The organism is Sphingomonas sp. Leaf20 (assembly GCF_001421535.1).
Taxonomy (GTDB): domain Bacteria; phylum Pseudomonadota; class Alphaproteobacteria; order Sphingomonadales; family Sphingomonadaceae; genus Sphingomonas.
On sequence record NZ_LMKN01000013.1, the window covers coordinates 1 to 22,121 of the forward strand.

Below are 22,121 nucleotides of genomic sequence, written 5' to 3' on the forward strand. Positions count from 1 at the left end.
CCGGTCATCAACCCGGGGCTTGCCGTGGCTCTTGGGAAAATACGGTTCGAGCCGCGCCATCTGCTCGTCAGTCAGCCAGTACAGGTCGCTCATCCTCGATCTMCTCACGGAGCCTGAATCAGATTGAGCCGCTCAGATCAATGGGTCCTGACCCTAGTTGGCGTCAGCGTCGCGAAGAGGATATACTGGGCGCCGACCAGGCATGGGTCGGACAAGTCCTTCGGCGCGGCACTCCGGGATCTCGATCGTCGAGCTGGTTCCGAATGGATCGTGCGCGCTAAGTCGGTCCTCTCCTTCCACGACTTGGACCAGTGGCCATGGAATCAGCTCTGCGAAGCGGAGGCGATGGAAGAGTTCGACGTCGACGAGTGGTCCGACAGCGACGACGAGGATCGGCAGCGGGACTTCGTGGCGCTGCTGAACCGCGCTATCGGCGAGTTCGTTCGTCCGGAATTATACCACGATCGCGACTCCGGCGTCTTCTTCTTCAGCAAGCCCCGCGACCGTGACAATCTGAACCACGCGTATCGGAGCCTGCAGAACACAACCACGAGGCGGGTCGTGGGCAGGTACGGCAAGAAGCGCAAGGACCCCACCCAAGCGTCGTACTGGCGGCATTCCGCGTTTCTGCACCGGTTTGTGCGGCTCGGCGGAACGTGGTTTGTCGAGGTAACGCCCACCTATCATTTCACGCACGATGGACGTAATTTGGACGGATTTGCCGGCGAGCGGTTGAAGAAGATCAAGGAAATCGAGAACAACGCCGCCGTGATGGGACAGTTCGTGATGTGGCGGGACTTCCTCGTCACGCATGGCCGTGGCGATCTGCTGAAAGAGTCCTATCCCTTCATCTCCTTCGACGAGGTTGGTGCACTAGAATTGGACGTAGGCGTACCGGACGGTCTGTGGACATCGCAGGAGTCCGATCCGTCGTCGCCACTGTTCGAGTTCGCACTCGCAGGTGAGACGATCGAGGAACCGCCGGAATGAAACTGACCCACCTCAAAGAACCTCCGCTAGAGTTCGGTGGTGCGATGCGTCACCCGGATATCAGGTTCGGCTTGATGGACTACGGCCCGCTCGACTTTGGCATGGAGAGCGCTCCCAAGCGGATCAGGCTCGGCATCGTCGGCAGCGCAGAGACCGTGGAAGGCGTCGCGCGATGGATAGAGACATGCACGACCGGTTTTCGAGCTAAGGATAGTCGACAGCCGAACCTGTTCCCGCCCTTCCCTGGAATCTCCGCCGAAGAGTCGTTCCGTTGCGAATTCGTCACCGCTGACGAGCTGCAGCGTGTGCTGCCTCCTAAGGAGGTCGCCCGACTGGTGGCTATCCCCGGCCAGCGCGACATGACGAGGGCGGTTGTCGAGACGATCGCGAACGAGATTGCTGTCCTGTCCGAGCGAAGTTCCAAACCCGACGTGGTCTTGGTCGCGTTGCCGGTCGAGATCATCCAGCGGACCTACAATGCGAGAGATGTAGCCGGCGGGGAGGACGCTGACGAAGGGGAGGCAGGACCCGATCTCGACTTCCGCGGCATGTTGAAGGCAGCCTGCATGCGTCTTCACCTGCCGATCCAGCTGCTGTGGCCCACCACGTTCGATCCGAGCTATAAGATCCCTCGTAAGCTGAAGGAGAGCAGCGATCGACGTACGCAGGACCCGGCGACGATCGCCTGGAACCTACTGACCGCGATCTACTACAAGGCGGGAGGTCTTCCTTGGCGGCTCGCTCGCGACGCTCGGCAGTTGCGCACCTCCTTCGTCGGCTTAAGCTTTTACCGTTCCTTGGATGGCGAGCGGATCCACACCAGCACCGCTCAGATGTTCGACGAACGTGGTGAAGGTCTGATCCTGCGGGGTGGCCGCATGGTCGAGAGCGAAGAGGACCGGAAGCCGCACCTGACGGCCGAAGACGCGTACGACCTGCTTCGTAACTCTTTGCGGGTCTTCAAGGATCAACATGGGCACTGGCCCGCTCGTGTCGTGCTGCACAAGACGTCCCGGTTCGATCGGAACGAGCTGAACGGCTTCCACAAGGCCATCGACGAGCGGGACATCGACTACGCTGATTTCGTCTGGATCCAAAAGTCGATGACCCGCCTGTATCGAATAGGAGTGTATCCGCCCCTTCGCGGAAGTCTCCTGCGCTTCGACAAAGATCAGGCACTTCTCTACACGCGAGGAAGCGTCGAGTTCTTCCGCACCTATCCAGGAATGTACGTGCCTCGACCGCTGATGCTGCGGTGTCAGGCCCTTGGCCAACCGCTCCAGCACATCGCGGAAGAGATGCTGGCCTTGACGAAGATGAATTGGAACAACACGCAGTTCGACAACGGCCTGCCGATCACGATCGCTGCCGCGAAACACGTGGGCGAGGTGCTGAAGTACGTCGACGAGGGGCAAATAATTGCACCTCGGTACAGCTTCTACATGTAAGGGAGAACATCGTGGCCGACACCCTGACGCCAAGCGGGGGCTTAGAGAGGAGCTAGGCCGGCACGAAGACACCAAAGCGTTGCCTCGTCCATTTCCTCAGGCGGCACCGCGCGCGCCGCATAGACCCCTATGTGAACGTCGGCCTCCAGGTCCTGACCGATATCCGCAACTATCAGGGGGAGTGTCGTCAAAAGCACGAACTTGAAGAGTGATGTACATTTTAGTTTGGCGGCCGCCCGCCGCATTAGTCGCGATCTACAGGGCGACCAATACTCGCGGCCACAATCGCATCCCGGACGCGCCGAAAGAAACTGGCCGGCAAATAACCATAGCTCACCGCCGGCTCGCGACCTGCGATGGGTCGAATGTCATAGCCTGGCCACGCAAACCGATTCCACTCGGTGATGATGATCCACGAACGATCGCCCGACAGACCCAAGTCGCGGCGAACCGCTTCCGGCACCTCGATCGCGAACTGATCGCGGGTAGGGGCTTTGGTGGTCAGCGGCACGACGTGCACCTGATCGATCCCGTCCTTCGGACGGGTCACCAGTACGACCGCGACAGGCCGGTCCTTTATACCTTCATCGCGGCCTTTAACGTACTCGTATTCCCACAAGTAGCTGTAGTTGAGGACTTCACCCGGCTGCGGCAGCGTTGAGCCTTTTTTCGGCGTCTTGGGCGCCGCGGCCGGGTTCAACGCCGCGGATGGCTTCGAGGATTTCGTCATCAAGATCCTCCACGCGGCCAGCGATCCGTTCACGACGGCGCAGGCGCTCATATTCATCGACGGGGACCATGACGAAGCGCACGCGGCCGTTCCGGCTAACGCCAACAGGGCGGATCATCGCCTCGTCGGAATAGCGGCCGAACTGCTTTTGCAATTCGCCCGAGGGTACGATTTCCATGCTCGTCGCCATGAGCGGGTGTTCCTGTGCTGGATGCGTTGCGGGCTGCTGCCTCGCGCGGCGGGATCTCGATCGCATGCAGGCTGCTGCCGGCACGCGGGGGGCTCGGTCGCGCGTACGGGCTCAGCCTGCACGCGCGGATCGTGGTAGAAGCACGACCGGCTTAAAGCCGATATCCATCAAATAAGGAAAGTGCGGATAACCGTCAAGATGCGTAGTAGTAGGAGAACTCGTGGCACCTGGATAACCAGGGCTAGGGCGTAGGAGCGGGATATCCGGCAAACCATTCTAGCGATAAGCCTGATTCCTACTAGAAAGATGCTGGCGCGAAATTGGCTCGTCGCGTACCTATCCGGGGCCACAAAATGTGGCTTCCGACCTATTTTGGTAATCGAGCGAACCGACGTGTCAGACGACGCCGAGATTGACATGAGCCTGGACACTGAGGTCGTCGGGGCCGATCAGGTCAGCGCACTCGTTGCATACCTACCCGATCTCGCACCGGACGATCGCGAGCGGGTCGATGGCTATGTCGCTCGCGCCTCGGCCGAAGCGACGTTGCGCGCCTACCAATCCGACTGGCGGCTGTTTTGCGCCTGGTGCGAGGAAAGCGGATATCGCTCGCTGCCCGCCACGCCGGCGATCGTCGCTGCCTTCCTGACGTTACTGGCGGAGCGCGGCTTCGCGCCACGGACGCCGCATCGGGCGCGGGGAGGGCGCGAGGCTTTGGCCAAGCCGTTAGGGCGTTCGACCATCGGTCGACGGCTGTCGGCAATCGTCTTTGCCCACCGTGCAGCGGGGTTCGATCCACCGACGCAGCAGCCAGACGGCGCGCGGTTGGAAAAAGCCATGCGTGCCATCCGGCGCGATAAGCGCGACGATCCGTCGGGTAAGAAGCGCCCCGCGGATGGTGACGTGTTGCGTGACATGTTGCGAACGATCGATGGCGAGGATCTGCGATCGTATCGGGATCGGGCCTTATTGGCGATCGGGATGGCGGGTGCGTTTCGTCGCTCCGAGCTGGTAGCGATTACCGTCGGTCGGGTGTCGGACGATACGCGCGGGTTGCTGGTCCGTGTTCCAACGTCAAAGACCGACCAGGAGGGCAGGGGGCATAGTGTCGCCATCCCCGATGGTCGGCGCCTCGAGCCCGTCCGGCATTATCGTGCCTGGCTGGAGAAAGCCGCGATCGACAGCGGTCCGGTGTTTCGTAAGCTGACCCCGCAAGGGCGGCTCACCGAGCAGCCGATGAGCGCGCAGGGTGTGGCGCTTGTCGTGAAAGCCGCTGCCCGATCCGCGGGCTATCCGGAGACCTTATTCTCCGGTCACTCGCTGCGGGCTGGGTTCCTGACGGAGGCGGGGCGACAAAATGCCAATCTGTTCAAGATGCGTGAGCATAGCCGGCATGCCTCGATCGATATGGTCGCCGAGTATGTCCGCGATCATGAGCGATTTCGCGAACACGCTGGAGAGGGGTTTTTGTGATTCCGTCAGTCGCTGGGCTGGGGGAAAAGCGCGAGTGGCACCAAAAGTTCGTGCTTTCGACAACACTCCGGCTGCTCACCGCTTCGTCATCTCAAAATACGTCCGGGTTAAACTGACGATTCAAAAATCAGGTAGCGCCATCCCAGTCGATGCCGCGGCCCGCTGAACGACCTTCGTGTCGCCGGTTGTTTCGTCGTGCAAAATAAAATTGATGTCGATTCGGAGACAGGGGTCGGCGCACAGAACGGAGCCAGTTACACGCTAACGATCGATAGTGACGGAAAACTGCCAAGATCGGGTTTCCGCCTACTCGGGCAAAGCGGCAGGGTTTGTCGCCTAGGCTGAGCCTCAATTAATGACCGCGTCAGTGGCCACGGGGGTGCCATCGGAAATCATGTGTTTTACGTCACTCCAAATTTCCCGTTTCCCCATCAAAATTCGCGATTTCGAGAAATTCGATTCGGGAACAGATTTTGGGAAAGGGAAACCCGCCTGTGGCCGTCAGCTCGATTGGCAGTGCCGCTTCCCCCGCCCCACGTTCCTTTTTGGGAACGCAGATATTGGCAGAAACGCCCAGAGCCGGACATTGGCCGGTGTGCGACAGATATGTTTGAGTGGTCAGATCGACGCTTCACCTTCGGGGAGCAATGGATCGCCGCGCAGTACAGCGATCAGACAGCCGCTGACAATTAGGACCGTTCCCGCCAGCGTTGTCACCGTTAGCGTTTCGTCGAAGAACAACCATCCGGCCATAGCTGCCCAGATGAATATAGTGTATTCCATCGGTAGCAGTACTTGCGCTTCTGCTCGAGCGTAAGCCCACGACGTTAGCAACAGCGATACGACCGCGAAGCCGGCCGCTGCCACGATTGCGCTCCATTGCCCGACCCCTTCAGGCAGCGTCACGAAAAAAGGGGCACCAAGTGACAGAAACGCAAGCACAAAGGCGTTCTGAAACGCCGCGATCTCAAGCGGCTTTGCCAACTGCGCTTGGTGGCGAGCCATGACCAGATTGATTGCATAGAGTACGGCCGACCCTAGAATAGCTCCCGCGCCCCACCATGCCTGCTCTTGGACGCCTTCCCCAAGGCGACCGGAAAGAATTACGGCAACGCCGAGCAGGCCAAGTACCGATCCGGCGACGGCGCGTAATCCGACCGGCTCCCTCAGAAAGAAGGCAGCCAAGCCCAAAGCAATCAGCGGGGCAACAAACGATAAAGCTACAGCCTCTGCAAGAGGTAACTGCGTGATACCCCAGAAGAAAGCGACTCCCATGACGGCAACGACCAAGCTTCTTGCCGCGTGCAACTTAAAGACTGATCTGGTCGGCCATTCATTCCGTTGCGGAAAATATAGCGAGCTCGTGATGAAGACACCCGCCGCCATACGCCAGAATAAGGCTGAGTAGGCACCAATCGCCAGCCCCAATTCCTTCATTAACGTATCCATCCCGGCGTACATGCTGACTCCGAGGCAGGCGGCAAGGATGGGCAAGCCTAGGGAGGTACGCATTGGAGAGTAGGAAGCCGCTTGGAAGGTCGGCATCAGCCGCGGGTCCGCGTTCTGCGGCGCCAAAATCCCGCCGATCCCATGTTCCTCAGGCGGATCACAATACGAGCTATGCCGGTCGACAAATCGGCGCTGAATTGCGCTTGATGGTCAGCCCACTCCTTCGAAAGCCAGTCGTCCATGGTCTGCTCCAATGCTGTGTCTTGGAACGCAACTAGGGTCGTGGCAGCGGCCCGACTAACCGAATAGTGGACGCCGCTTATAAGCCGTCTTATTCAACAAGAATGAGACGACTGCCCCCATTACCAGCTGTAAGGGCGTTCGAAGCGGCGGCCCGGCATGGCACGTTCAGCGCCGCCGCGGGTGAGCTCGGCATCACCCAAGCGGCGGTCAGCTACCAGGTTAAAGTGCTCGAGGAGCGGCTCGGTGCGCCCTTATTCATCAGGGCCGGACGGCGGGTGTCGTTGACGCCTCCTGGCGCGCGCGCTGCTGGCCGATTGACCTTGGCCTTGGACGAGATCGACGCGGCGTTCCAGGAGTTGCGCGGCGATGACGATGCCATCCTTCGGCTTACCGCAACAGCCACCATGGCGAATGGCTGGCTCGCGCGCCATCTCGGTCGCTTTCAGGCTGAGCAGCCCGGACTGGACATCCGATTGGACGCGACCGACCGCCTTGTCGACTTCGCCGCCGAGGATATCGACATCGCGATCCGCTCAGGCCGCGGCAATTGGCCGGGATTAGCCGCGGACCGCTTGTTCGATCTGGATTTTGCGCCGGCGTGCCACCCATCGCTAGTCGCGCACCTCTCAAAACCGATCGCGCCTTCCCATGTGCTGCGCCTGAGGCGGCTAAATCCAGGCGATCACTGGTGGGACGTTTGGCTGAGGGCGCAAGGCTTGACGGCGCACACCATTCCCGTGGCCGGCATACAGTTGGACTCTCAGAACGCCGAGGGTCAGGCGGCGCTTGCCGGACATGGTCTGGCGATGCTGACGCCGGCTCTCTGGCGGAGGGAGTTAGCCGATGGTCAACTAGTCATGCCGTTCGACCATCTCGCGACCGAGGGCGAAGCCTATTGGATTGTCTGCGCAGCCGGACGCCGCAACACCCGGAAGATCGCGCGGTTTAGACGCTGGATATTGGACAGCATCAATCTTGCTTAAGCGGGATGTCCGCTTTCCTGCCCAACTCGGACATTCCCGAAATTCGATCGATTTCGGGAATGCCCGTGCCGTCTCGCTGGCCGTTCCCAATTGGGGGGCGGTGACACCCTGCGGCCTGAACCGGTTACGGAGAGCCTTGTCTATTAGGCCATGGCATGACACGCCGATCGAGCGGACGGAGATAATGCGAGGCGACACCCGATCTCCGAACCGCGATCGGGTGTCACGGTCGTTACTGGGTCGCGACCGGATCGCCGACCGACCAGGCGAGCCCGGGACCACGATCAAGTGCGGCCAGCGTCTCCATGTCCGCATCATCGATGGTGAAGCCATCGAGCGCCAGATTCTGCTTCAATCGATCCGCGTTCAGGCTCTTGGAGGTCAGCCAAGCCGATCCACCAAGAGCCTATGAACGTATCTGTGTTATCGTTGCGTCTAGAGCCCGAGCGACGGCTGCCATCCCGTCAAGGTTCGGGTGGTAAGGCACGAACCGGGGCTGGCCGGGCAAAGGGAAACCGTTAATCCATGGCGTAGCACTGCATGCGTCGTGGCCGCTCGATAGCGACGACGCCCGCACCAAAGTTGCGCCGCTCGAACGGGCAGCAGCAGCGGTCGCAACTGCTAGCCGATTTGCGATATTCCGGGCAGCATCTGCCTTTCCGGTCGACATTGGCGTTGCGGCGCATCGTCCGCTCGAGGGAAGCACAATGGGGTAATCGATGAAGACAAGCCGCGCCCGAGGTGCGCGAACACGTACTTCGGCTGCGATGCGTTCCATCGATACGGCAAGATTGCGCCACGTATGCTCGGTAAGCTTTGGCGGTTTAGGGCACTTGCCGCCAAGCAGCTGCTTCCCGATACCCAACTGGCGGCATGACGCCGATCCCAGCAAAGTAACGAAGCCGACGTCGTTACCGCCGATCGTGACGGTCACTAGGCTTGTCTCGGGAGTGATGGCATCGATCTGAGCCGGCGTGTCGCTCGACGCGGTAAGTATATCGTTCGTGGTTGCGCCGCTGCACGACACGTCGATCAACGTTAACCCCCGTTTGCGGGCAAACTGATGCGCGTAATTGTTGGTCGAGCGGGCGCAGCGGGTGTTGGCGTCGACCGGATCGGGTATACCGGGTCCTGCGGCATATGAGCTGCCCATTGCCACGTACCGTGCTTTAGGCGGCAAGGGCGTTGAGGACGTCTGGACGCTAGTCGAACCGGCGATGACAACGGCCATCCCCATTGCCCCGACGATGAGCAATTGCATGCTTTCGTATCCGAACAAGATGAAGAGAGACAAAAGCCGGCGGTTGGCTTTTACACAACCGCCGGCATGATTTTAGTCTGCGACCGTGCCTACGACGGCACCACCGGCACCACCCACAGCCGCGCCTTTTTCAACGCTACCTCCAGTGGCAGCGGCCACACCGGCGCCACCCGCCGCGCCGACGCCCGCGCCCTTCAAGGTTGAGCAGGCCGACAGGCCGCTCACCGCAAGGGTCAGGGCGGCAAGAGAGATGATGGTCTTCATGGTCAATATCCTTTGGTTGGTCGTTATCGATCGTGGGTACGATGATCAGGTTGATGCCGTGGCGTTAGGCAGTCCTTCGGGACCGGCAGACAGGCGTCAGGGCGCTAATGTCGTTGCAGGAAGTTCAAGTGTCGCCCGGATACCCGGATCGATTGCGGTGCTCGCCAGCCGCACTTCGTAGGTGCCTGCCGCGATCCGCCACATGGACGCGTCAGCGTCATACCGTGCCAGAAGACGAAGGTCGATCTGCACCTCGATCTGCTCGCTTGCGGCCGGGGCAAGATGGACGCGGTGGAAGCCGACCAGGCGCGAAACGAATCCGTCCGTGCCGGGGAGCGCGACATAAACCTGAGGCACGGCAGTACCCTCACGGTCCCCGATATTCGTTACCGAGAAGGCAGCGGTGAGGCTGCCTTTGTAGGCGTGAACGGACAGGTCGCTAGTTCGGAAGCTGGTGTAAGACAGGCCGTGTCCGAACGGGAACAACGGCTTCAGCTCCTGCCGCGCATACCAGCGGTAACCGACGTCGGACCCTTCGACATTATAATCGACATGGAACACGCCGCCCTTTGGTTCCATGCCTGGGTTCGATGTCGTTGTCTCGGGATCGCGTTGCTCGGGGTGCGGCAGCTGATTGACGCTGGCGGGGAATGTCACGGGCAGGTGTCCCGATGGGTTGATCCGTCCGAACAACACGCCCGCGATCGCTTCGCCACCACCCGACCCTGGATAGAACGCGGCGATGACGGCGGACACTTTTTCCAGCCACGGCATCGCGACGGGACCACCCGATTCCACGACGACGATCGTCCTTGGGTTGGCGTCCGCTACGCCGTCGATAAGTGCGTTCTGGTCATCCGGCAGATCGAGTCCCCGCATATCGAGCCCTTCCGAGCGCCATTCCTCGGCGAGGACGATGACCGCATCAGCCTCGCGCGCTGCGGTGATGGCAGTAGCAAGATCGTTACCGTCGAGAAAGTCGACGACGGCCGCATTGCCCTCCGCTCTGATTGCAGTCAGCGGCGAGGAGGGGTGGTAGACCTTCTCCATCTCTGTGCCCATGAACGACAGGCCGTCGGTCGACAGACTGCCGACCGGCGCCACCGTGGAGGATCCTCCACCAGCCAGCACACCGACATCGGCATGCCGGCCGATAACCAGCAGGCGCTTTGCCCCTTTTGCGAGTGGCAAGGCATCGCCTTCGTTCTTCAGTAGCACCAGACCGCGTTCGGCCGCGCGCTGGGCGACCAGACGGTGCGCCATATAGTCGATCGGCGCTCCCGGCTGGGGTGGGCGATCAATGACGCCGATCGCGTAAAGGCTGCGTAACTGGCGCCGAACCATGTCATCGATCCGCGCCTGCGGCACCTTGCCCGCTTCAACGGCCGCACGGAGCGGAGCGCCAAAGTAGGGTTCGGGATCGAGGCTGGCGCCCGACTGCACGTCAAGTCCGGCAAGCGCCGCCTTGACCGTGGAATGGGTGGCACCCCAGTCGGACATCACCCAACCTGGATACTGCCACTCGCCTTTGAGGACCGTGTTGATGAGGTAGGCATTTTCCGACGCCCAATCGCCATTGACGAGGTTGTAGCCCGGCATCACCGATCCCGGCTTTCCGATCTCGATCGCAATCTTGAAGGCAAGCAGATCAGACTCGTGCATGGCGGCCGGGGACAGGTCGGAGCTGACCAAGACCCGCCCGGTCTCCTGCGCGTTTACCGCGAAATGTTTGACGGTGGCGACGACACCCTGAGACTGGATGCCGGCGACCGAGCTGCCCGCGATGACGCCGGTCAATAAAGGATCTTCGGAGACATATTCGAAGTTGCGCCCGCCGCGCGGCTCGCGGATCAGGTTCGCGCCGCCTGCTAGCTGGACGTTAAAGCCCTTCGCACGCGCTTCCTGTCCGACCAGCGCCCCTGTCTCATAGGCACCCTCGGGATCGAAGGCGGCCCCCAGCAGCAGCGAGGACGGTAAAGCGGTTGCGTTGTCGCCCGGCCGTACCCCGCCCAGATTGCTGATCCCGAGACTGGCGTCGGTCTGTTGCTGAGCTGGAATGCCGAGGCGAGGAATAGCCGGATAATATGCGGCCGAACCCAACGCTCCTGCCGGCTTCTGCACGTCACCGACGGGAATTGCCATCGGACCAGATATCCACGCAAACTTCTCGTCCTGCGTCATCTGCGCGACCGTTTTGGCCGCGCGCTCTTCGGGCGACCCTTTCGCGCCTGTCGTCAACTGTACGTCAGCGCTGGATTTTGCGGACGCGTGCGGTGGCATCGACGGTAGTGCAACGCAAGATGAGGAAGAACGGATCTCGGCAGGCATGATAGACTCCAGCAAGTACGCCGCTAAAAGATACCATGGGTATCTTTAGTTCCGCTACTAGGTCGATAGTTCGTACCTCGTCGTGTAATCGATGATCATGACTGAAGATCGATCGACGCAATCAATGGAAGGATCGAAGCGGAAGCGAGGCCGGCCGAGCGAGGCCGAACGCCGCGCGATCGATGAGCATGTCATCGATGCCGCCTTTGCGATATTCCGTGCGCAAGGGTTTGACGCTACGAGAATGGACAAGGTGGCCGCTGCAGCCGGTATCACCAAAATGTCGCTGTATCGGCGCTTTCCCGGCAAAGGCGAACTGCTGGCCGAAGTGATCGAGCGCCAGTCGGCGCAATTGCAAATCGACATCCCACTACCGAAAGCGATTGCCGACCCTATCGCCGGTATCAAGGTACTGATGTGGACCTATAGGGAACGGATCGGCGCTGACAAAATGCTCGCTCTTCAACGACTTGCGTTAACAGCGTTGCCGGACGCCTCGGTCCGCAGAGCCCTGGCTGACGTACGCGCCCGCTATGTCGCGCCGGTTGATGTGCTAGTCGACGCTGCAAAGGCATGCGGCACATTGCCTCGTCTGCCGACGGAGGAACTGCGCGAAATTCTGTTCGACCTGCTTGTCAACGACGCTGCGTCGCTGCCGTTGCACGGTTATTCGTCAGTTGACGACCAACGCCGCGTCTTTCTCCAGCGCTGGAGCGTCCTCGAAAAAGGGCTCTTGCGAGTTGATACCTGAGTGCTTTTGCCGTGTTATTCGTGGTGACTCATACATGCGCGCACCCCAAAGGCACGAGCTAGATTACGTACGTCAGGTCGTCGCTAGTCCAGACGCGTCTAAAGAGGTCGAGATCTTCGGCCTTAGCCCTTTTCTCCTCGAGCGCGACCTCACCATCTCATGCGACAGCGACGACGCTAGCCGGTAGGTGGCGCCGCGCCGTGCGGCAAGCCTACATGTCCATCTCACCCGTCAAGAGCTTGCGATCACGCTCTGCAAGCTCGGTCTCGTCGGCAGGAAGCATCATGGCCAAGCCTTTAGTGGCGGCGCGCTCCTGAACCTCTTCGACGAACGGCCGCAACTCGTTTTCGTAATGGCGAAAGGCCGCACCGTGATCGTCGGGATACCGCTCGAGCGCGTCCGCTAGCCGGCCCGCGCCAATGATCGCCATCGAGCCGCCAAATCCTGCAAGCGGCGAGACGCAGTAGCCCGCGTCGCCGACCAGGGTCACACGACTGCGCGACCAGCAGGGCATCCTGATCTGATTGATCCTGTCGAAATAGAAGTCGTCGTCCCCGTCCACGCTGGCGAGCATTGCCGGCACCTTCCATCCCAAGCCGTCAAACTGATCGTGGATCAACCGACGTAGCTGGCTCCGATCGCGGTAATCGTAGTCGATCTCGCCGACCGTTCGAAAACCGAAGCCGATATCAGTTCGATCGTCATAGCCGTTGAGCATCGCCATGCGACCGGGCACGTTGAAGAGCTGTGACATATTGGCAGGAAGCAACCCGATGTGCGGCACCACCTTCAGGAAGAAATAGCCGCCCATGAAGTAGGTGAACTGCTCGCCCTCGCCAAAAACGAGCTTGCGCGTGTTGGACCGGTTGCCGTCGCACCCGAAGACCAGAGCATAGTCGCGCCGGTCGCCGTTGCTGAAGCTCACCGACACGCCGTCTGTGCCCTGGTCGAGCTTGACGATCGATTGGCCGAACAGGATTTCGACCCTGTCCTCCACCGCGGCAGACAGGATATCGAGCAGATCATCACGGTGGATCTCGTATCGTTCGTACGCCGCTGGTTCGGTGCCGATACCGATCGATCCCAAGGTGGCGTCATCCGCGTCCTTGAACTCGAAGCCCCCCGGGGGCAGCGCCTTAGCGCGCACCGCATCTGCAAGTCCCATGCGACCCAGGATTTCGATCGTCTCTCCTTCGATATCCACGGGCGTGCCGCCCCGCCGCAGTTCAGATGCCGTTTCGACGATCGTGACGTTGTGCCCGAGCCGGTGCAGCCAGTAGGCAGTAGCGAGGCCGGCAAAGCTCGCGCCACTGACGAGCGCGGATTTGTGGTCTGCTTTGATCGTTGCTGGCATGACGGTTGACGAGTGCATAGGAACGGCCTCAGAATTGGATACGCTACAATACTATACTGGGTATATACTTATGTTCAAGCCATGACTGGACCGACTTCAGACCGGCGAACGCGCAAGAGGCTCGTGACCCGACAGGCGATATCCGATGCCGCCACGCGCCTGTTCATGGAGCGCGGCTTTGACCGGGTGACGATCGACGAGATCGCGGAGGCGGCCGATGTCGGACGCATGACGGTCTTCAATCACTTCCCGCGAAAGGAAGACATGTTCTTCGACCGCGAGCAGGAGGCTCATGATGTCGCTTTCGAGGCCATCAGGTCGCGCTCACCGGGCACGTCGCCAATCGGGGCCCTTGGCGAGCTTGCCCATCGCATGGCCGACCAGCGTGAACCGGCCTTCCCACTATTTGCGGATACCAAAGCCTTTGTTGAGACGGCACAGGCAAGCGAGGCGCTGAAAGCTCGGGCACGGCAGATGCGGGACGACTTTATCCGCGCTCTGGCGGTTGTCTTGGCCGAAGCTGCGGATCGCTCTAGCGATGATGCCGATGCCTACCTTGCTGCCGGGCTTATTACCTCGGCGTGGAGCACCGCTTTCGTACGTTCGCATGCTAAAATGAGCGAAACGGGCGACCTTGATGCAGCGAAGGGCACTTTCCTGGCTTTAGTCGACCGAGGAGTGCGCGGGACGCATGCTGCTCTGTCTGATACACCTTACGCCGCAGGATCTTGACGCTTAACCCACTGTTCCTAGCCTGAGACCCACTTCCTAACTCCGGCCATTCGTCATATCGATAGCGGCTGTAGTGCCGCGCACGCGCCGGACGATCGCGCCGTTCCCGAAAAATGGTGTATCGGAAAAGCAGACCGAGGCAGCCTATGGCGCCTCGGTTGTGCGTGACCGTCCCGCCTTGGTGACCAGATCGACAGCGTTGTTGATGCGCCGCGATGATGCTGCATCCAGTTGTTCGCTCTCGTCACCGATCGATGCACGCATTTGGTGGGGGACAAACACCATGTCGATGAACCGATCCGCAATCTCCGACGCCTGATAGATCCGGTATGGCGCAGCGTCTTACCCGACAATCGCCTATGCAACGCACGCGATGCCGCCATCGCGGCCGATCCGGTCCACCAACCGGGCAAGATGAGGCATCCCGGTGCAATGGTGACGAAGACGCGCATCAGGGCGGCCGCGTATGGCATCAACTGATGCTCGAGCCGACTATAGCCCGACGCTCGCAGCCGGTCCTGGACCGGCAGATGCCAGTCGCCATCACAGCAACTACCGAGTTGCATGCTCATTACCGACCGTAGCGGATTGCCCCTGTTGCTGGCGCCAGGAAGATCCGGGACGTGACGTCACGCACGCATGCGCGCCATGTTTGACGCCACCGTGCGGCGCTGGGCGCGGGAAGCGGGGACCTGCGTGCTCGGCGTCGCTGATGATGCGCTTAATACCAGCAAGAGCTGCCGGCCGCATCCTTCACCGACTGACCGTCGCGGCGGGCGGGGGCGACGCTCCGTCCGCCCACCCGCCGCCCAGCGCCGCCCATAGCTGGATCAAATTGGTCAGTTGCTGTTCCCGGACCGCGATGGCGTCCAGATCGGCCTGGAACAGGTTACGCTGGGCATCGAGTTCCTCGATATAGGCGGCATAACCGCCGCGATAGCGATCTCGGGCGAGGACAAGCGAGCGTTGCAGGATTGCACGACGCCGGTTGACGCGGTCCGCCTGCTCGCGCAGCCGGCGTTCGCCGGACAGGGCGTCCTACACCTCGCCGAACGCGGTCAGGACCGCACCGCGATAGGCGAACGCCGCCTGATCGCGTTGTGCGGTCGCCACGTCGAAATCTGCGGTCAGCCGCCCCCCGGCAAAGAGCGGCGCCAGCACACTGGCCCCTGCATTCCACAACGTCACCGGGTTCCAGCCGAGGGCGTCGCTGAACAACGCACCCGCCGATCCGGTCAGCTGCACGTCGGGCAGGAACTCGGCGCGGCGCGATGCCAGCACGTGGTCAGCGGCGACCAGCGCATATTCGGCGCTAACCAGATCCGGCCGTCGACGCAGCAGGGTCGAGGAAAGACCGGCGGGCGTGGCTGGCAGGGCGACGCGCGCCAATGCCCCCCGTACGATCGGACCGGGCAGGTCGCCAGTCAGCCGGCGCAGCGCATTCTCCTGCACCCGCATCGCCTGTTCGAGCACGGGGATGGTCTGCGCCACCGCCTCATATTCCGACTGTGCCTGCGTCAGCTCGAACTGCGAACTGTAACCCAGCCGGGCGCGGTCGCTGGCGATGCGCAGCGCTTCGTCGCGGCTGGTCAGCGTGTTCCGGCTAACCTCCACTTGTGCTGCGAGTGACAGCAGGGTCACATAGCCGCGCACGGTCGCGGAGATCACCGCGAGGCGCGCTGCGTCGCGGTCTGCCCGGCTGGCGATATAGCGAGCGCGCGCAGCCCCTTCCAAATTACGTACCCGCCCGAACAGGTCGAGGGTCCACGCGCCCGCAAGACCCGGCTGTACCGAAACGCTGCGGGCCGACCCGCCTGTCTGGCCGGGTGCCTGCTGCACCACGACGCCAGCGCTGGCGTCGAGCGACGGCAGGCGCGCTGACCGCGCCTGCCGGGTTAACGCCTCCGCCTCCTCGACGCGGGCGACCGCGGCCAACACGTCGGTGTTGTTGGCAATGGCGCGATCTACCAGCGGGGGGATGGCCGGGTCGCCGAGCAGCCGCCACCAGCCCCGATCGGCCACCACGGTCGCCGCGGTCGGTGTGTCGCGCCACGCTGGCGGAGGAACCACTGCGGCCGAGATCGGGGCTGGCCGGATCGTGGGCGCACATCCGGACAGTATGATCGTGGCGACGCCCGCAAGGATCGACGCGCGCATCATCGTTCCTGCTCGCGCGGCGACACCGCCCCGCCGGTATCGACCTGCGCAACCACCGACATGCCCGGCCGCAGACGACGGGCGAGTGGCTGGCCGGGATCGATGCGGATCCGCACCGGAATGCGCTGGACGATCTTGGTGAAGTTGCCGCTAGCGTTGTCCGGACGCAGCACACTGAACTCCGACCCGGTGGCGGGCGCGATCTGTTCGACGTGGCCGCGCAGGCGCGCACCGTCGAGCGCATCGACGCGGAAGCTGGCAGGCTGGCCGATCCGCATCCGCGCGGTCTGCGTCTCCTTGAAATTGCCGACCACCCACAATTGCTCAGGCACGAGGAACATGAGCTGCGATCCCGCGGCGACATATTGGCCGACGCGTACGGACGCCTCGCTGATCTGGCCGTCGCGCGGCGCGCGGATCAGTGTGTTCGACAGGTTGATCCTGGCAAGATCGACCTGCGCCTGCGCCTGTTGCAACGCGCCTTCCAACGCGGCGCGCGAAACCTGGGTCGACCGTATCGTTTGGCGCTGGCTGTCGATGTTTGCCTCACTGCGGATCACGCCCGCCGCTGCGGCCAATCGGGTCGCACGCACCTGATCGCGCTCGCGCAGCGACACGGAGCCACGATCCGCCAGCTCGCTGACCCGCAACAGGTCGGCATCGGCGCGGACCAATTCGGATTGCGCCTGTTGCCGGTCGGCGATCCGGGTCCGAAGCGTCGCAGCATTCTGCGCGACCGTCTGGTCCCAGTTTGCGAGTTCGGCCGTGGCGATCTTCAACTGCGCCTGCGCCTGGTCGAGCTGCTGGCGATAGATGCGGTCGTCGATCCGCAACAATAGCTGCCCGCGCTTTACCGGCGCGAAGTCGCGCACCAGCACATCGGTGACATAACCGTTGACCTGTGGCGCCATCGCCGTGATCTGGCCGCGGACATAGGCGTTCTCGGTCGTCCGGTCGTCGCTGGTGAACGGCCACAGCCGCCAGGCGTACAGCACGACAAGCGTCCCGATGACGAACACGATCGCCATTGCGATGACGGCGCGCCGGGTCGGGCGGATTGTCTTCGGCGGATCGTCCGGCGCGGACGAGGTTGCGTCCGTCATCGGCTCGGCCGGTGTGGCAGCATCGGTGGTTTCACGGTCGAGCGTGGTGCGGGGATCGGTCATCGGATCATACCGTTGCGGAGCTGGCGGAGGCGGAAGTACCGGCCGCGGGTTGGGTTGTCTTGCGCGCCGCACGTGTCGTGACGGCGACGCGGTACAGCGACCAGAGGAGGAAGATCGTGGCGACGATGGCGTTCAGCGTGAACACGTCGTTGAATGCGCGGACATGCGCTTCGCGCGTCGCGGTCTGCGCCAGAAGGCCGACGCCCTGTGCCTGACGACGCACCGGATCGGTGATCTGCGCGGCATACACCTGCCCCTGCTGGGCGAGCCGCTGCGCCACCACCGGGTCGCCGGGGTCGAGATTGGCAGTGATCTGCGCCGAATATTCGTGCTGCCGCACCTGCTCGAACGTGCCGTACAACGCTGGGCCGGCGAGACCGCCGATCGACTGCGTCACGGCGAACAGCACCGAGAAGGTGACGATATGATCCGCCCCCTTCGACAGTGCCTTCATCACGCCGGTCAGCAGCAGCGGCCCGATGAAGAGGCCGGATGCGATCGCCAGCAGCAACTGGCTGACCATCATCGTCTGCGGCCGGGTATCGCTGGTCGCGTCGCTGTCGATCAGCGATCCAATGATGATGAGCAGGATCGCGCCGACGAACTGGACAGGCATTGTCTTCGGCCCGAACGTCACCGCCGATACCGTCATCCCAAGCAGCAGGCCCGCGAGCATGACGGCGTAGAACAGTTGCAACTGGTCCGGTCCCATTCCCAGCGTGCGGAGCAGGCCGGTCGCGGCATAGGTCTGTTCGGACAGCAGCAGCCGCATGGTCAGGGCACCAATCGCGAAGCGCAGCGTGTCGGCGGTGCCGAGCCAGCGCGTCTTGACCAGCGGGTTGCGGCGATGATGCTCGATCATGAACGCCACGATGAACAGCACCAGCGCTGCGATCAGCGCGAACGCCATCCAAGGCTGCTCCGTCCACCATTGCGTTCGCCCCTGCGCCAACACCGCACCGACCAGCGCGAAGGCGGGCGCCATCAGCGCGAAGGTTAGGAAGTCGAGGCGCTCGAACGAGGCGATGCGGATGCCCGGTGGCAGCTTCAGTGTCACGCACGCGGCCAGCGAACATAGCGCGAGTCCGAACTCGAACAGGTACAGCGTCTGCCATTCGCCCAGATCGAGGAGTGCGGGCGAGATCAGCCACGCGACCGGCGTCCACACCTGCGACAATCCCAGCGCGACGCATAATCCCTTGCCCAGCTTCGCCTTTGGAAACGCCTGCAACACATAGAAGAAGCCAAGGACGCTCATCGGCGCGGCAGCGAACCCCGCCACCGCGCGGACGAGGATCGCCATCTCGTAACTTCGGATCATCAGATACAAGATCGTGATGGCGATATACGCCAGCAGGCTGCACTCGGCGTAGCGGCGAATGCCGAATTGCTGGCGGCATTTGAACAGGATCAGGTTCGACGAGACGTTCGTCATGACATAGGCGGCGGGCAGCCACGTCCCCTCGACCGGGGTCAGGCCCAGCGCCCCCTGGATCTGCGGTAGGTTCGCAGAAATCAGGGCATTGCCAAGGCCCCCGGTCGCGCTGACCAGCACGCCGACCAACAAATATGACGCGCGCAGAGCGGGGCGATGCCGCGGGGTCGATGGCGACCCAGGCATTGAAGGCTTCTCATCCTCCTCCCACGCGGGGATCGGTTCGAGCGGCTGAAGTTGCATGGTAAAGATCAGCGGCCATCGGTCAGCGGGTGCGCGGGGTGGTGCTCGCCGATGTTGCCAGAGCTCCCGACATCGTCTGCAGACCACCCATTGCGGAAAAGGTTTCGCAGCCGGTCCTGCGTGTCGGTACGCGCCGACGTTCGCCCGCTCGCCCACGCGACTGCGAGTGATCCAAGGAAGATATCCGTTGCCGAAGCCGTTGCTTGGGCAAAGCCGTCACGTTGCGCGGCACGCAGGAAAGTATCAGTGCTTTCGATGATCCCGTCGCAAGTCGATTTGAACGGCGACGCTGTCACAGACCAGCCCGCACGCAGGGGTTCTGGCAGGCCGTCATAGGCGCGCATCCATTCGCCCAGCGCGTCAATCCATCGTTCCAGCACCTTTCCGCTGTCGCCGCCCGTCGCCACAATCGCTGCCTTTTCCCGATCGAGGCGCTCATGATGTGGTGCAAGCAGCGCAAGCAACAACGTGTCGCGCGTCGGAAAATGACGGTACAGCGTCGCGTTGCCCACGCCCGCAAGCTTTGCGATCGCGTCAATCGACACATCGACGCCGCCCTCCGCGATCGCACGACCGGCTACCTCGAGAATGTGCGCGCGGTTCTGCAACGCATCCTTGCGGGGCATTCGCGTGCTGGGCGACAACGTCACGACATTCTCCTTGATAAACAGGGAGTCTCCCCATATCTGATTTTTCGAAACGGGGGTAGTCCCCATTAAACTTTATCGGCTGCCCGGCGAGGCGTGGCCGGCAGGATCGGAACCTCCAATGTCCAAGAAACTGCTTCTCGGGATGGTGTTTGGAAACGGCTATGGCGCACAACCTGGGGCATGGCGGATGCCCGGTGTCGATCCGACGGGCTTCACCAATTTCGACACGCTGGTTCGCTATGCGCAGACGGCTGAGCGGGGGAAGTTCCAGTTCCTCTTCATGCCCGACTTCCCGACCCTGAAGCCCAATACCGGTACCGATGCACAGCAATTGAACATCGAGCCGATGATGACTCTTGCCGCCGTCGCGCGCGGAACGGAGCGGATCGGCATGGTCGCGACCGGCTCCACGACGTTCAACGAGCCGTTCAATCTGGCGCGGCAGTTCAAGGCGCTCGACCTGATGAACCATGGTCGGACCGGCTGGAACGCGGTGCCGACCAGCGACCCCGCGATCGCCGCCAATTACGGCCGCGCCCTGCCGCCACGCGGCGAAAAATACGAGCGCCTGCACGAATTCGTCCAAATCGTGCAGGCGCTGTGGGGAAGTTGGGGCCGTGATGCGTGGCTGCACGATCAGGCGTCAGGGCGCTTCGCCGACATGGCGCAGATTCAGCCAGTCAATTTGCGCGGCCGGCATCTGGCGACCAGCGGCCCGCTGGCGTTGCCGGCGTCCGAACAGGGCCAGCCGGTGATCTTTCAGGCGGGCGGTGGCGATCAGGGGCTGGAAGTCGCCGGACGCTATGCCAGCGGCGTGATCGGCGCGGTGTTCTCGATGGAAGACGCCAAGGCACAACGCGACGCGCTGCGCGGCGCGGCCGAACGCGCAGGTCGCGATCCGGACGAGATCAAGTTCTTCGCCGGGCTGATGACGACAATCGCACCCGACCGGCGGGCAGCGCTGGACCGCCGGATCGCGATGTCGGGCGCCAGCTTCGAGCAACGTATTGGGTACCTCGGTCAGATGATCGGGCTGGCGCTTGAACCGTCGCAACTTGATCAGCCACTCAGCGCCGCGCAGCTCTCCGCCGCTCGACCGTCGCCGCAGGACCCGCGTGCCGGAAATGCGCTAAAGATCGCTAGCGAGGGCTGGTCGCTCCGCGACGTGCTGGCGCACGGCGTCATCGATTATCATCCAATGATCGTCGGGCCCGCGGTCGAGGCGGCCGACCACATGCAGACATGGTTCGAAGCGGATGCCTGTGACGGCTTCTGGCTGTGTCCGGACGTCTTTGAAGACGGCCTGCCGAAGCTGGTCGACGAACTGGTGCCGATTCTTCAGCAGCGAGGCCTGTTCCACGACGACTACGAAGGGACGACGCTGCGCGATCATCTCGGCGCGCCCGCGCAATATGGCCGCGACCCGCGCCTGAACTGAATGCTTGATGTTACAGCGAGGTATCTATGACTGACACTCTATCCATTACTACCCCCGACGACACCCAGTCATTCCAGCAGACAGTTCGGGGCCGGCGATCCTATCGCGGTTTCCTCGATCGCGTCGTCCCCGACGACGTCTTGGCCGCAGTGCTGCAGGATGCGCAATGCGCGCCATCGAACTGCAATACCCAGCCATGGGACGTGCATATCGTCCGAGGCGGGAAGCTGACTGATCTGTCGCGCATCCTGCACGCGAAGAACGATGCGGGCGAGTTTACCGGCGACTTCTCGTTCGACATGGGGGCGTTCTACGGCTGCTATGGCGATCGCAAGAACGCGCAGGGCAAGGCCTATTACGAGGCAATGAACGTTATGCGCGAGGACAAGGATGGTCGCCGTCGTGCCGCAGCTAAAAACCTGTCCTTCTTCGGTGCACCGCAAGTCGCGTTGATGTTCATGCCCTCGTTCGGCGATGACGTGCGCACCGCGGGTGACATCGGCATGTACGGCCAGACGTTCCTTCTGTCGCTCGCGGCGCGGGGTCTAGGCGGTATCCCGCAGACGTCGCTAGGGTTCTATGCGGGCACGATCCGTGAGTTTCTGGGGATCTCGCCTGACATGAAGATGCTATTCGGCATGTCATTCGGCTACCCCGACGATGATGCGCCGGGCAACCGGATGCGGATGGGCCGCGTGCCAGTCGCCGAGAGTGTACATTTTCACGACTGATCCGGTTGGGCGGCTCGCCTATGGTTTTTAGGCTGTTAGCAAACACTAGGCAGGCCGCTATAATTGAACAGTTACCAGCCGGACTTGGCCCAACGAGACGCGCGC

20 protein-coding genes and 1 pseudogene are annotated in these 22,121 nt (G+C 62.2%); 8 read left to right on the forward strand and 13 right to left on the reverse strand.

Going from position 1 to position 22,121, the window contains the following annotated elements:
* A pseudogene (locus ASE72_RS20450) lies at positions 1–93 on the reverse strand (IS5/IS1182 family transposase); the annotation flags it as partial.
* A gap of 252 nt (positions 94–345) precedes the next feature.
* Between ASE72_RS20450 and ASE72_RS18760 the strand changes: the two are divergent.
* Both ASE72_RS18760 and ASE72_RS18765 read left to right on the forward strand, forming a co-directional pair.
* Positions 346–990: a hypothetical protein gene (locus ASE72_RS18760; protein WP_200916394.1), complete on the forward strand. Its 645-nt coding sequence runs from the start codon at positions 346–348 to the stop codon at positions 988–990.
* Positions 987–2,438: an argonaute/piwi family protein gene (locus ASE72_RS18765; protein ID WP_056025367.1), complete on the forward strand. Its 1,452-nt coding sequence runs from the start codon at positions 987–989 to the stop codon at positions 2,436–2,438. Before ASE72_RS18760 ends, ASE72_RS18765 begins: the two co-directional genes overlap by 4 nt.
* A gap of 244 nt (positions 2,439–2,682) precedes the next feature.
* Here ASE72_RS18765 and ASE72_RS18775 read toward each other — a convergent pair whose 3' ends face one another.
* Positions 2,683–3,168: a hypothetical protein gene (locus ASE72_RS18775; protein WP_235532456.1), complete on the reverse strand. Its 486-nt coding sequence runs from the start codon at positions 3,166–3,168 to the stop codon at positions 2,683–2,685.
* Positions 3,077–3,358 (reverse strand): type II toxin-antitoxin system Phd/YefM family antitoxin, encoded by a 282-nt coding sequence (locus ASE72_RS18780; RefSeq protein WP_056025373.1) that lies wholly within the window; start codon positions 3,356–3,358, stop codon positions 3,077–3,079. Before ASE72_RS18780 ends, ASE72_RS18775 begins: the two co-directional genes overlap by 92 nt.
* Before the next feature lie 393 nt (positions 3,359–3,751).
* Here ASE72_RS18780 and ASE72_RS18785 point away from each other — a divergent pair, with 393 nt between their 5' ends.
* Entirely contained in the window at positions 3,752–4,831 is a 1,080-nt protein-coding gene (locus ASE72_RS18785) for a site-specific integrase (RefSeq protein WP_235532457.1), read from the forward strand.
* A gap of 618 nt (positions 4,832–5,449) precedes the next feature.
* On the opposite strand, the gene ASE72_RS18790 is transcribed toward ASE72_RS18785, so the two are convergent.
* The gene (locus ASE72_RS18790) at positions 5,450–6,376 is read right to left on the reverse strand and encodes a DMT family transporter (RefSeq protein ID WP_082446303.1); all 927 of its coding nucleotides are present in this window, start codon (positions 6,374–6,376) and stop codon (positions 5,450–5,452) included.
* Positions 6,377–6,624: 248 nt separating this feature from the next.
* Between ASE72_RS18790 and ASE72_RS18795 the strand changes: the two genes are divergently transcribed.
* Positions 6,625–7,506 (forward strand): LysR substrate-binding domain-containing protein, encoded by an 882-nt coding sequence (locus tag ASE72_RS18795; RefSeq protein WP_055876841.1) that lies wholly within the window; start codon positions 6,625–6,627, stop codon positions 7,504–7,506.
* A gap of 232 nt (positions 7,507–7,738) precedes the next feature.
* On the opposite strand, the gene ASE72_RS21080 is transcribed toward ASE72_RS18795, so the two are convergent.
* The 4 genes from ASE72_RS21080 to ASE72_RS18805 all read right to left on the reverse strand — a co-directional run bounded on the left by ASE72_RS21080 (position 7,739) and on the right by ASE72_RS18805 (position 11,359).
* Positions 7,739–7,861 carry a hypothetical protein gene (locus ASE72_RS21080; protein WP_268795092.1) on the reverse strand — a complete coding sequence of 41 codons (123 nt, stop codon included), beginning with the start codon at positions 7,859–7,861 and terminating at the stop codon, positions 7,739–7,741.
* Between the two features lie 51 nt (positions 7,862–7,912).
* Complete coding sequence (locus ASE72_RS19905; RefSeq protein WP_156350674.1) at positions 7,913–8,767, reverse strand: SGNH/GDSL hydrolase family protein; 855 nt, start codon at positions 8,765–8,767, stop codon at positions 7,913–7,915.
* Positions 8,768–8,839: 72 nt separating this feature from the next.
* On the reverse strand, positions 8,840–9,031 hold the full coding sequence (locus ASE72_RS18800; protein ID WP_055876845.1) for a hypothetical protein: 192 nt from the start codon (positions 9,029–9,031) through the stop codon (positions 8,840–8,842).
* 96 nt (positions 9,032–9,127) lie between these two features.
* Positions 9,128–11,359: a beta-glucosidase gene (locus ASE72_RS18805; RefSeq protein ID WP_200910504.1), complete on the reverse strand. Its 2,232-nt coding sequence runs from the start codon at positions 11,357–11,359 to the stop codon at positions 9,128–9,130.
* A 91-nt stretch (positions 11,360–11,450) separates the two neighbouring features.
* Here ASE72_RS18805 and ASE72_RS18810 point away from each other — a divergent pair, with 91 nt between their 5' ends.
* Positions 11,451–12,110: a TetR/AcrR family transcriptional regulator gene (locus tag ASE72_RS18810; RefSeq protein ID WP_082446298.1), complete on the forward strand. Its 660-nt coding sequence runs from the start codon at positions 11,451–11,453 to the stop codon at positions 12,108–12,110.
* Between the two features lie 211 nt (positions 12,111–12,321).
* Here the strand turns inward: ASE72_RS18810 and ASE72_RS18815 are convergent, their stop codons facing one another.
* Positions 12,322–13,464, reverse strand: a complete 1,143-nt coding sequence (locus ASE72_RS18815; RefSeq protein ID WP_162235505.1) for an FAD-dependent monooxygenase — start codon at positions 13,462–13,464, stop codon at positions 12,322–12,324.
* A gap of 123 nt (positions 13,465–13,587) precedes the next feature.
* On the opposite strand from ASE72_RS18815, the gene ASE72_RS18820 reads away from it, so the two are divergent.
* Complete coding sequence (locus ASE72_RS18820; RefSeq protein ID WP_200916396.1) at positions 13,588–14,196, forward strand: TetR/AcrR family transcriptional regulator; 609 nt, start codon at positions 13,588–13,590, stop codon at positions 14,194–14,196.
* Between the two features lie 1,038 nt (positions 14,197–15,234).
* Here ASE72_RS18820 and ASE72_RS18830 read toward each other — a convergent pair.
* From ASE72_RS18830 to ASE72_RS18845, 4 genes are all read right to left on the reverse strand, one after another.
* The gene (locus tag ASE72_RS18830) at positions 15,235–16,353 is read right to left on the reverse strand and encodes an efflux transporter outer membrane subunit (protein WP_235532458.1); all 1,119 of its coding nucleotides are present in this window, start codon (positions 16,351–16,353) and stop codon (positions 15,235–15,237) included.
* Positions 16,353–17,519: an HlyD family secretion protein gene (locus tag ASE72_RS18835; RefSeq protein ID WP_056025382.1), complete on the reverse strand. Its 1,167-nt coding sequence runs from the start codon at positions 17,517–17,519 to the stop codon at positions 16,353–16,355. The genes ASE72_RS18830 and ASE72_RS18835 overlap by 1 nt, the downstream gene beginning before the upstream one ends.
* A gap of 4 nt (positions 17,520–17,523) precedes the next feature.
* The gene (locus tag ASE72_RS18840) at positions 17,524–19,140 is read right to left on the reverse strand and encodes an MFS transporter (protein ID WP_056025385.1); all 1,617 of its coding nucleotides are present in this window, start codon (positions 19,138–19,140) and stop codon (positions 17,524–17,526) included.
* Positions 19,141–19,205: 65 nt separating this feature from the next.
* Positions 19,206–19,913: a TetR/AcrR family transcriptional regulator gene (locus ASE72_RS18845; RefSeq protein ID WP_082446300.1), complete on the reverse strand. Its 708-nt coding sequence runs from the start codon at positions 19,911–19,913 to the stop codon at positions 19,206–19,208.
* A 52-nt stretch (positions 19,914–19,965) separates the two neighbouring features.
* Between ASE72_RS18845 and ASE72_RS18850 the strand changes: the two genes are divergently transcribed.
* On the forward strand, positions 19,966–21,285 hold the full coding sequence (locus ASE72_RS18850; RefSeq protein ID WP_055876875.1) for an NtaA/DmoA family FMN-dependent monooxygenase: 1,320 nt from the start codon (positions 19,966–19,968) through the stop codon (positions 21,283–21,285).
* A 26-nt stretch (positions 21,286–21,311) separates the two neighbouring features.
* Positions 21,312–22,016 (forward strand): nitroreductase, encoded by a 705-nt coding sequence (locus tag ASE72_RS18855; protein ID WP_056025388.1) that lies wholly within the window; start codon positions 21,312–21,314, stop codon positions 22,014–22,016.
* Positions 22,017–22,121 lie beyond the last annotated feature (105 nt).

Bases quoted from the DNA above. Each gene is read 5' to 3' on its own strand.
- ASE72_RS18800 (WP_055876845.1), bottom strand. From the start codon at position 9,031: ATGAAGACCATCATCTCTCTTGCCGCCCTGACCCTTGCGGTGAGCGGC.
- ASE72_RS18855 (WP_056025388.1), top strand. From the start codon at position 21,312: ATGACTGACACTCTATCCATTACTACCCCCGACGACACCCAGTCATTC.
- ASE72_RS18790 (WP_082446303.1), bottom strand. From the start codon at position 6,376: ATGCCGACCTTCCAAGCGGCTTCCTACTCTCCAATGCGTACCTCCCTA.
- ASE72_RS18840 (WP_056025385.1), bottom strand. From the start codon at position 19,140: ATGCCTGGGTCGCCATCGACCCCGCGGCATCGCCCCGCTCTGCGCGCG.
- ASE72_RS18835 (WP_056025382.1), bottom strand. From the start codon at position 17,519: ATGACCGATCCCCGCACCACGCTCGACCGTGAAACCACCGATGCTGCC.
- ASE72_RS18765 (WP_056025367.1), top strand. From the start codon at position 987: ATGAAACTGACCCACCTCAAAGAACCTCCGCTAGAGTTCGGTGGTGCG.
- ASE72_RS19905 (WP_156350674.1), bottom strand. From the start codon at position 8,767: ATGCAATTGCTCATCGTCGGGGCAATGGGGATGGCCGTTGTCATCGCC.
- ASE72_RS18845 (WP_082446300.1), bottom strand. From the start codon at position 19,913: ATGGGGACTACCCCCGTTTCGAAAAATCAGATATGGGGAGACTCCCTG.
- ASE72_RS18830 (WP_235532458.1), bottom strand. From the start codon at position 16,353: ATGCGCGCGTCGATCCTTGCGGGCGTCGCCACGATCATACTGTCCGGA.
- ASE72_RS18775 (WP_235532456.1), bottom strand. From the start codon at position 3,168: ATGACGAAATCCTCGAAGCCATCCGCGGCGTTGAACCCGGCCGCGGCG.
- ASE72_RS18795 (WP_055876841.1), top strand. From the start codon at position 6,625: ATGAGACGACTGCCCCCATTACCAGCTGTAAGGGCGTTCGAAGCGGCG.
- ASE72_RS18760 (WP_200916394.1), top strand. From the start codon at position 346: ATGGAAGAGTTCGACGTCGACGAGTGGTCCGACAGCGACGACGAGGAT.
- ASE72_RS18805 (WP_200910504.1), bottom strand. From the start codon at position 11,359: ATGCCTGCCGAGATCCGTTCTTCCTCATCTTGCGTTGCACTACCGTCG.
- ASE72_RS18815 (WP_162235505.1), bottom strand. From the start codon at position 13,464: ATGCCAGCAACGATCAAAGCAGACCACAAATCCGCGCTCGTCAGTGGC.
- ASE72_RS18850 (WP_055876875.1), top strand. From the start codon at position 19,966: ATGTCCAAGAAACTGCTTCTCGGGATGGTGTTTGGAAACGGCTATGGC.
- ASE72_RS18780 (WP_056025373.1), bottom strand. From the start codon at position 3,358: ATGGCGACGAGCATGGAAATCGTACCCTCGGGCGAATTGCAAAAGCAG.
- ASE72_RS18810 (WP_082446298.1), top strand. From the start codon at position 11,451: ATGATCATGACTGAAGATCGATCGACGCAATCAATGGAAGGATCGAAG.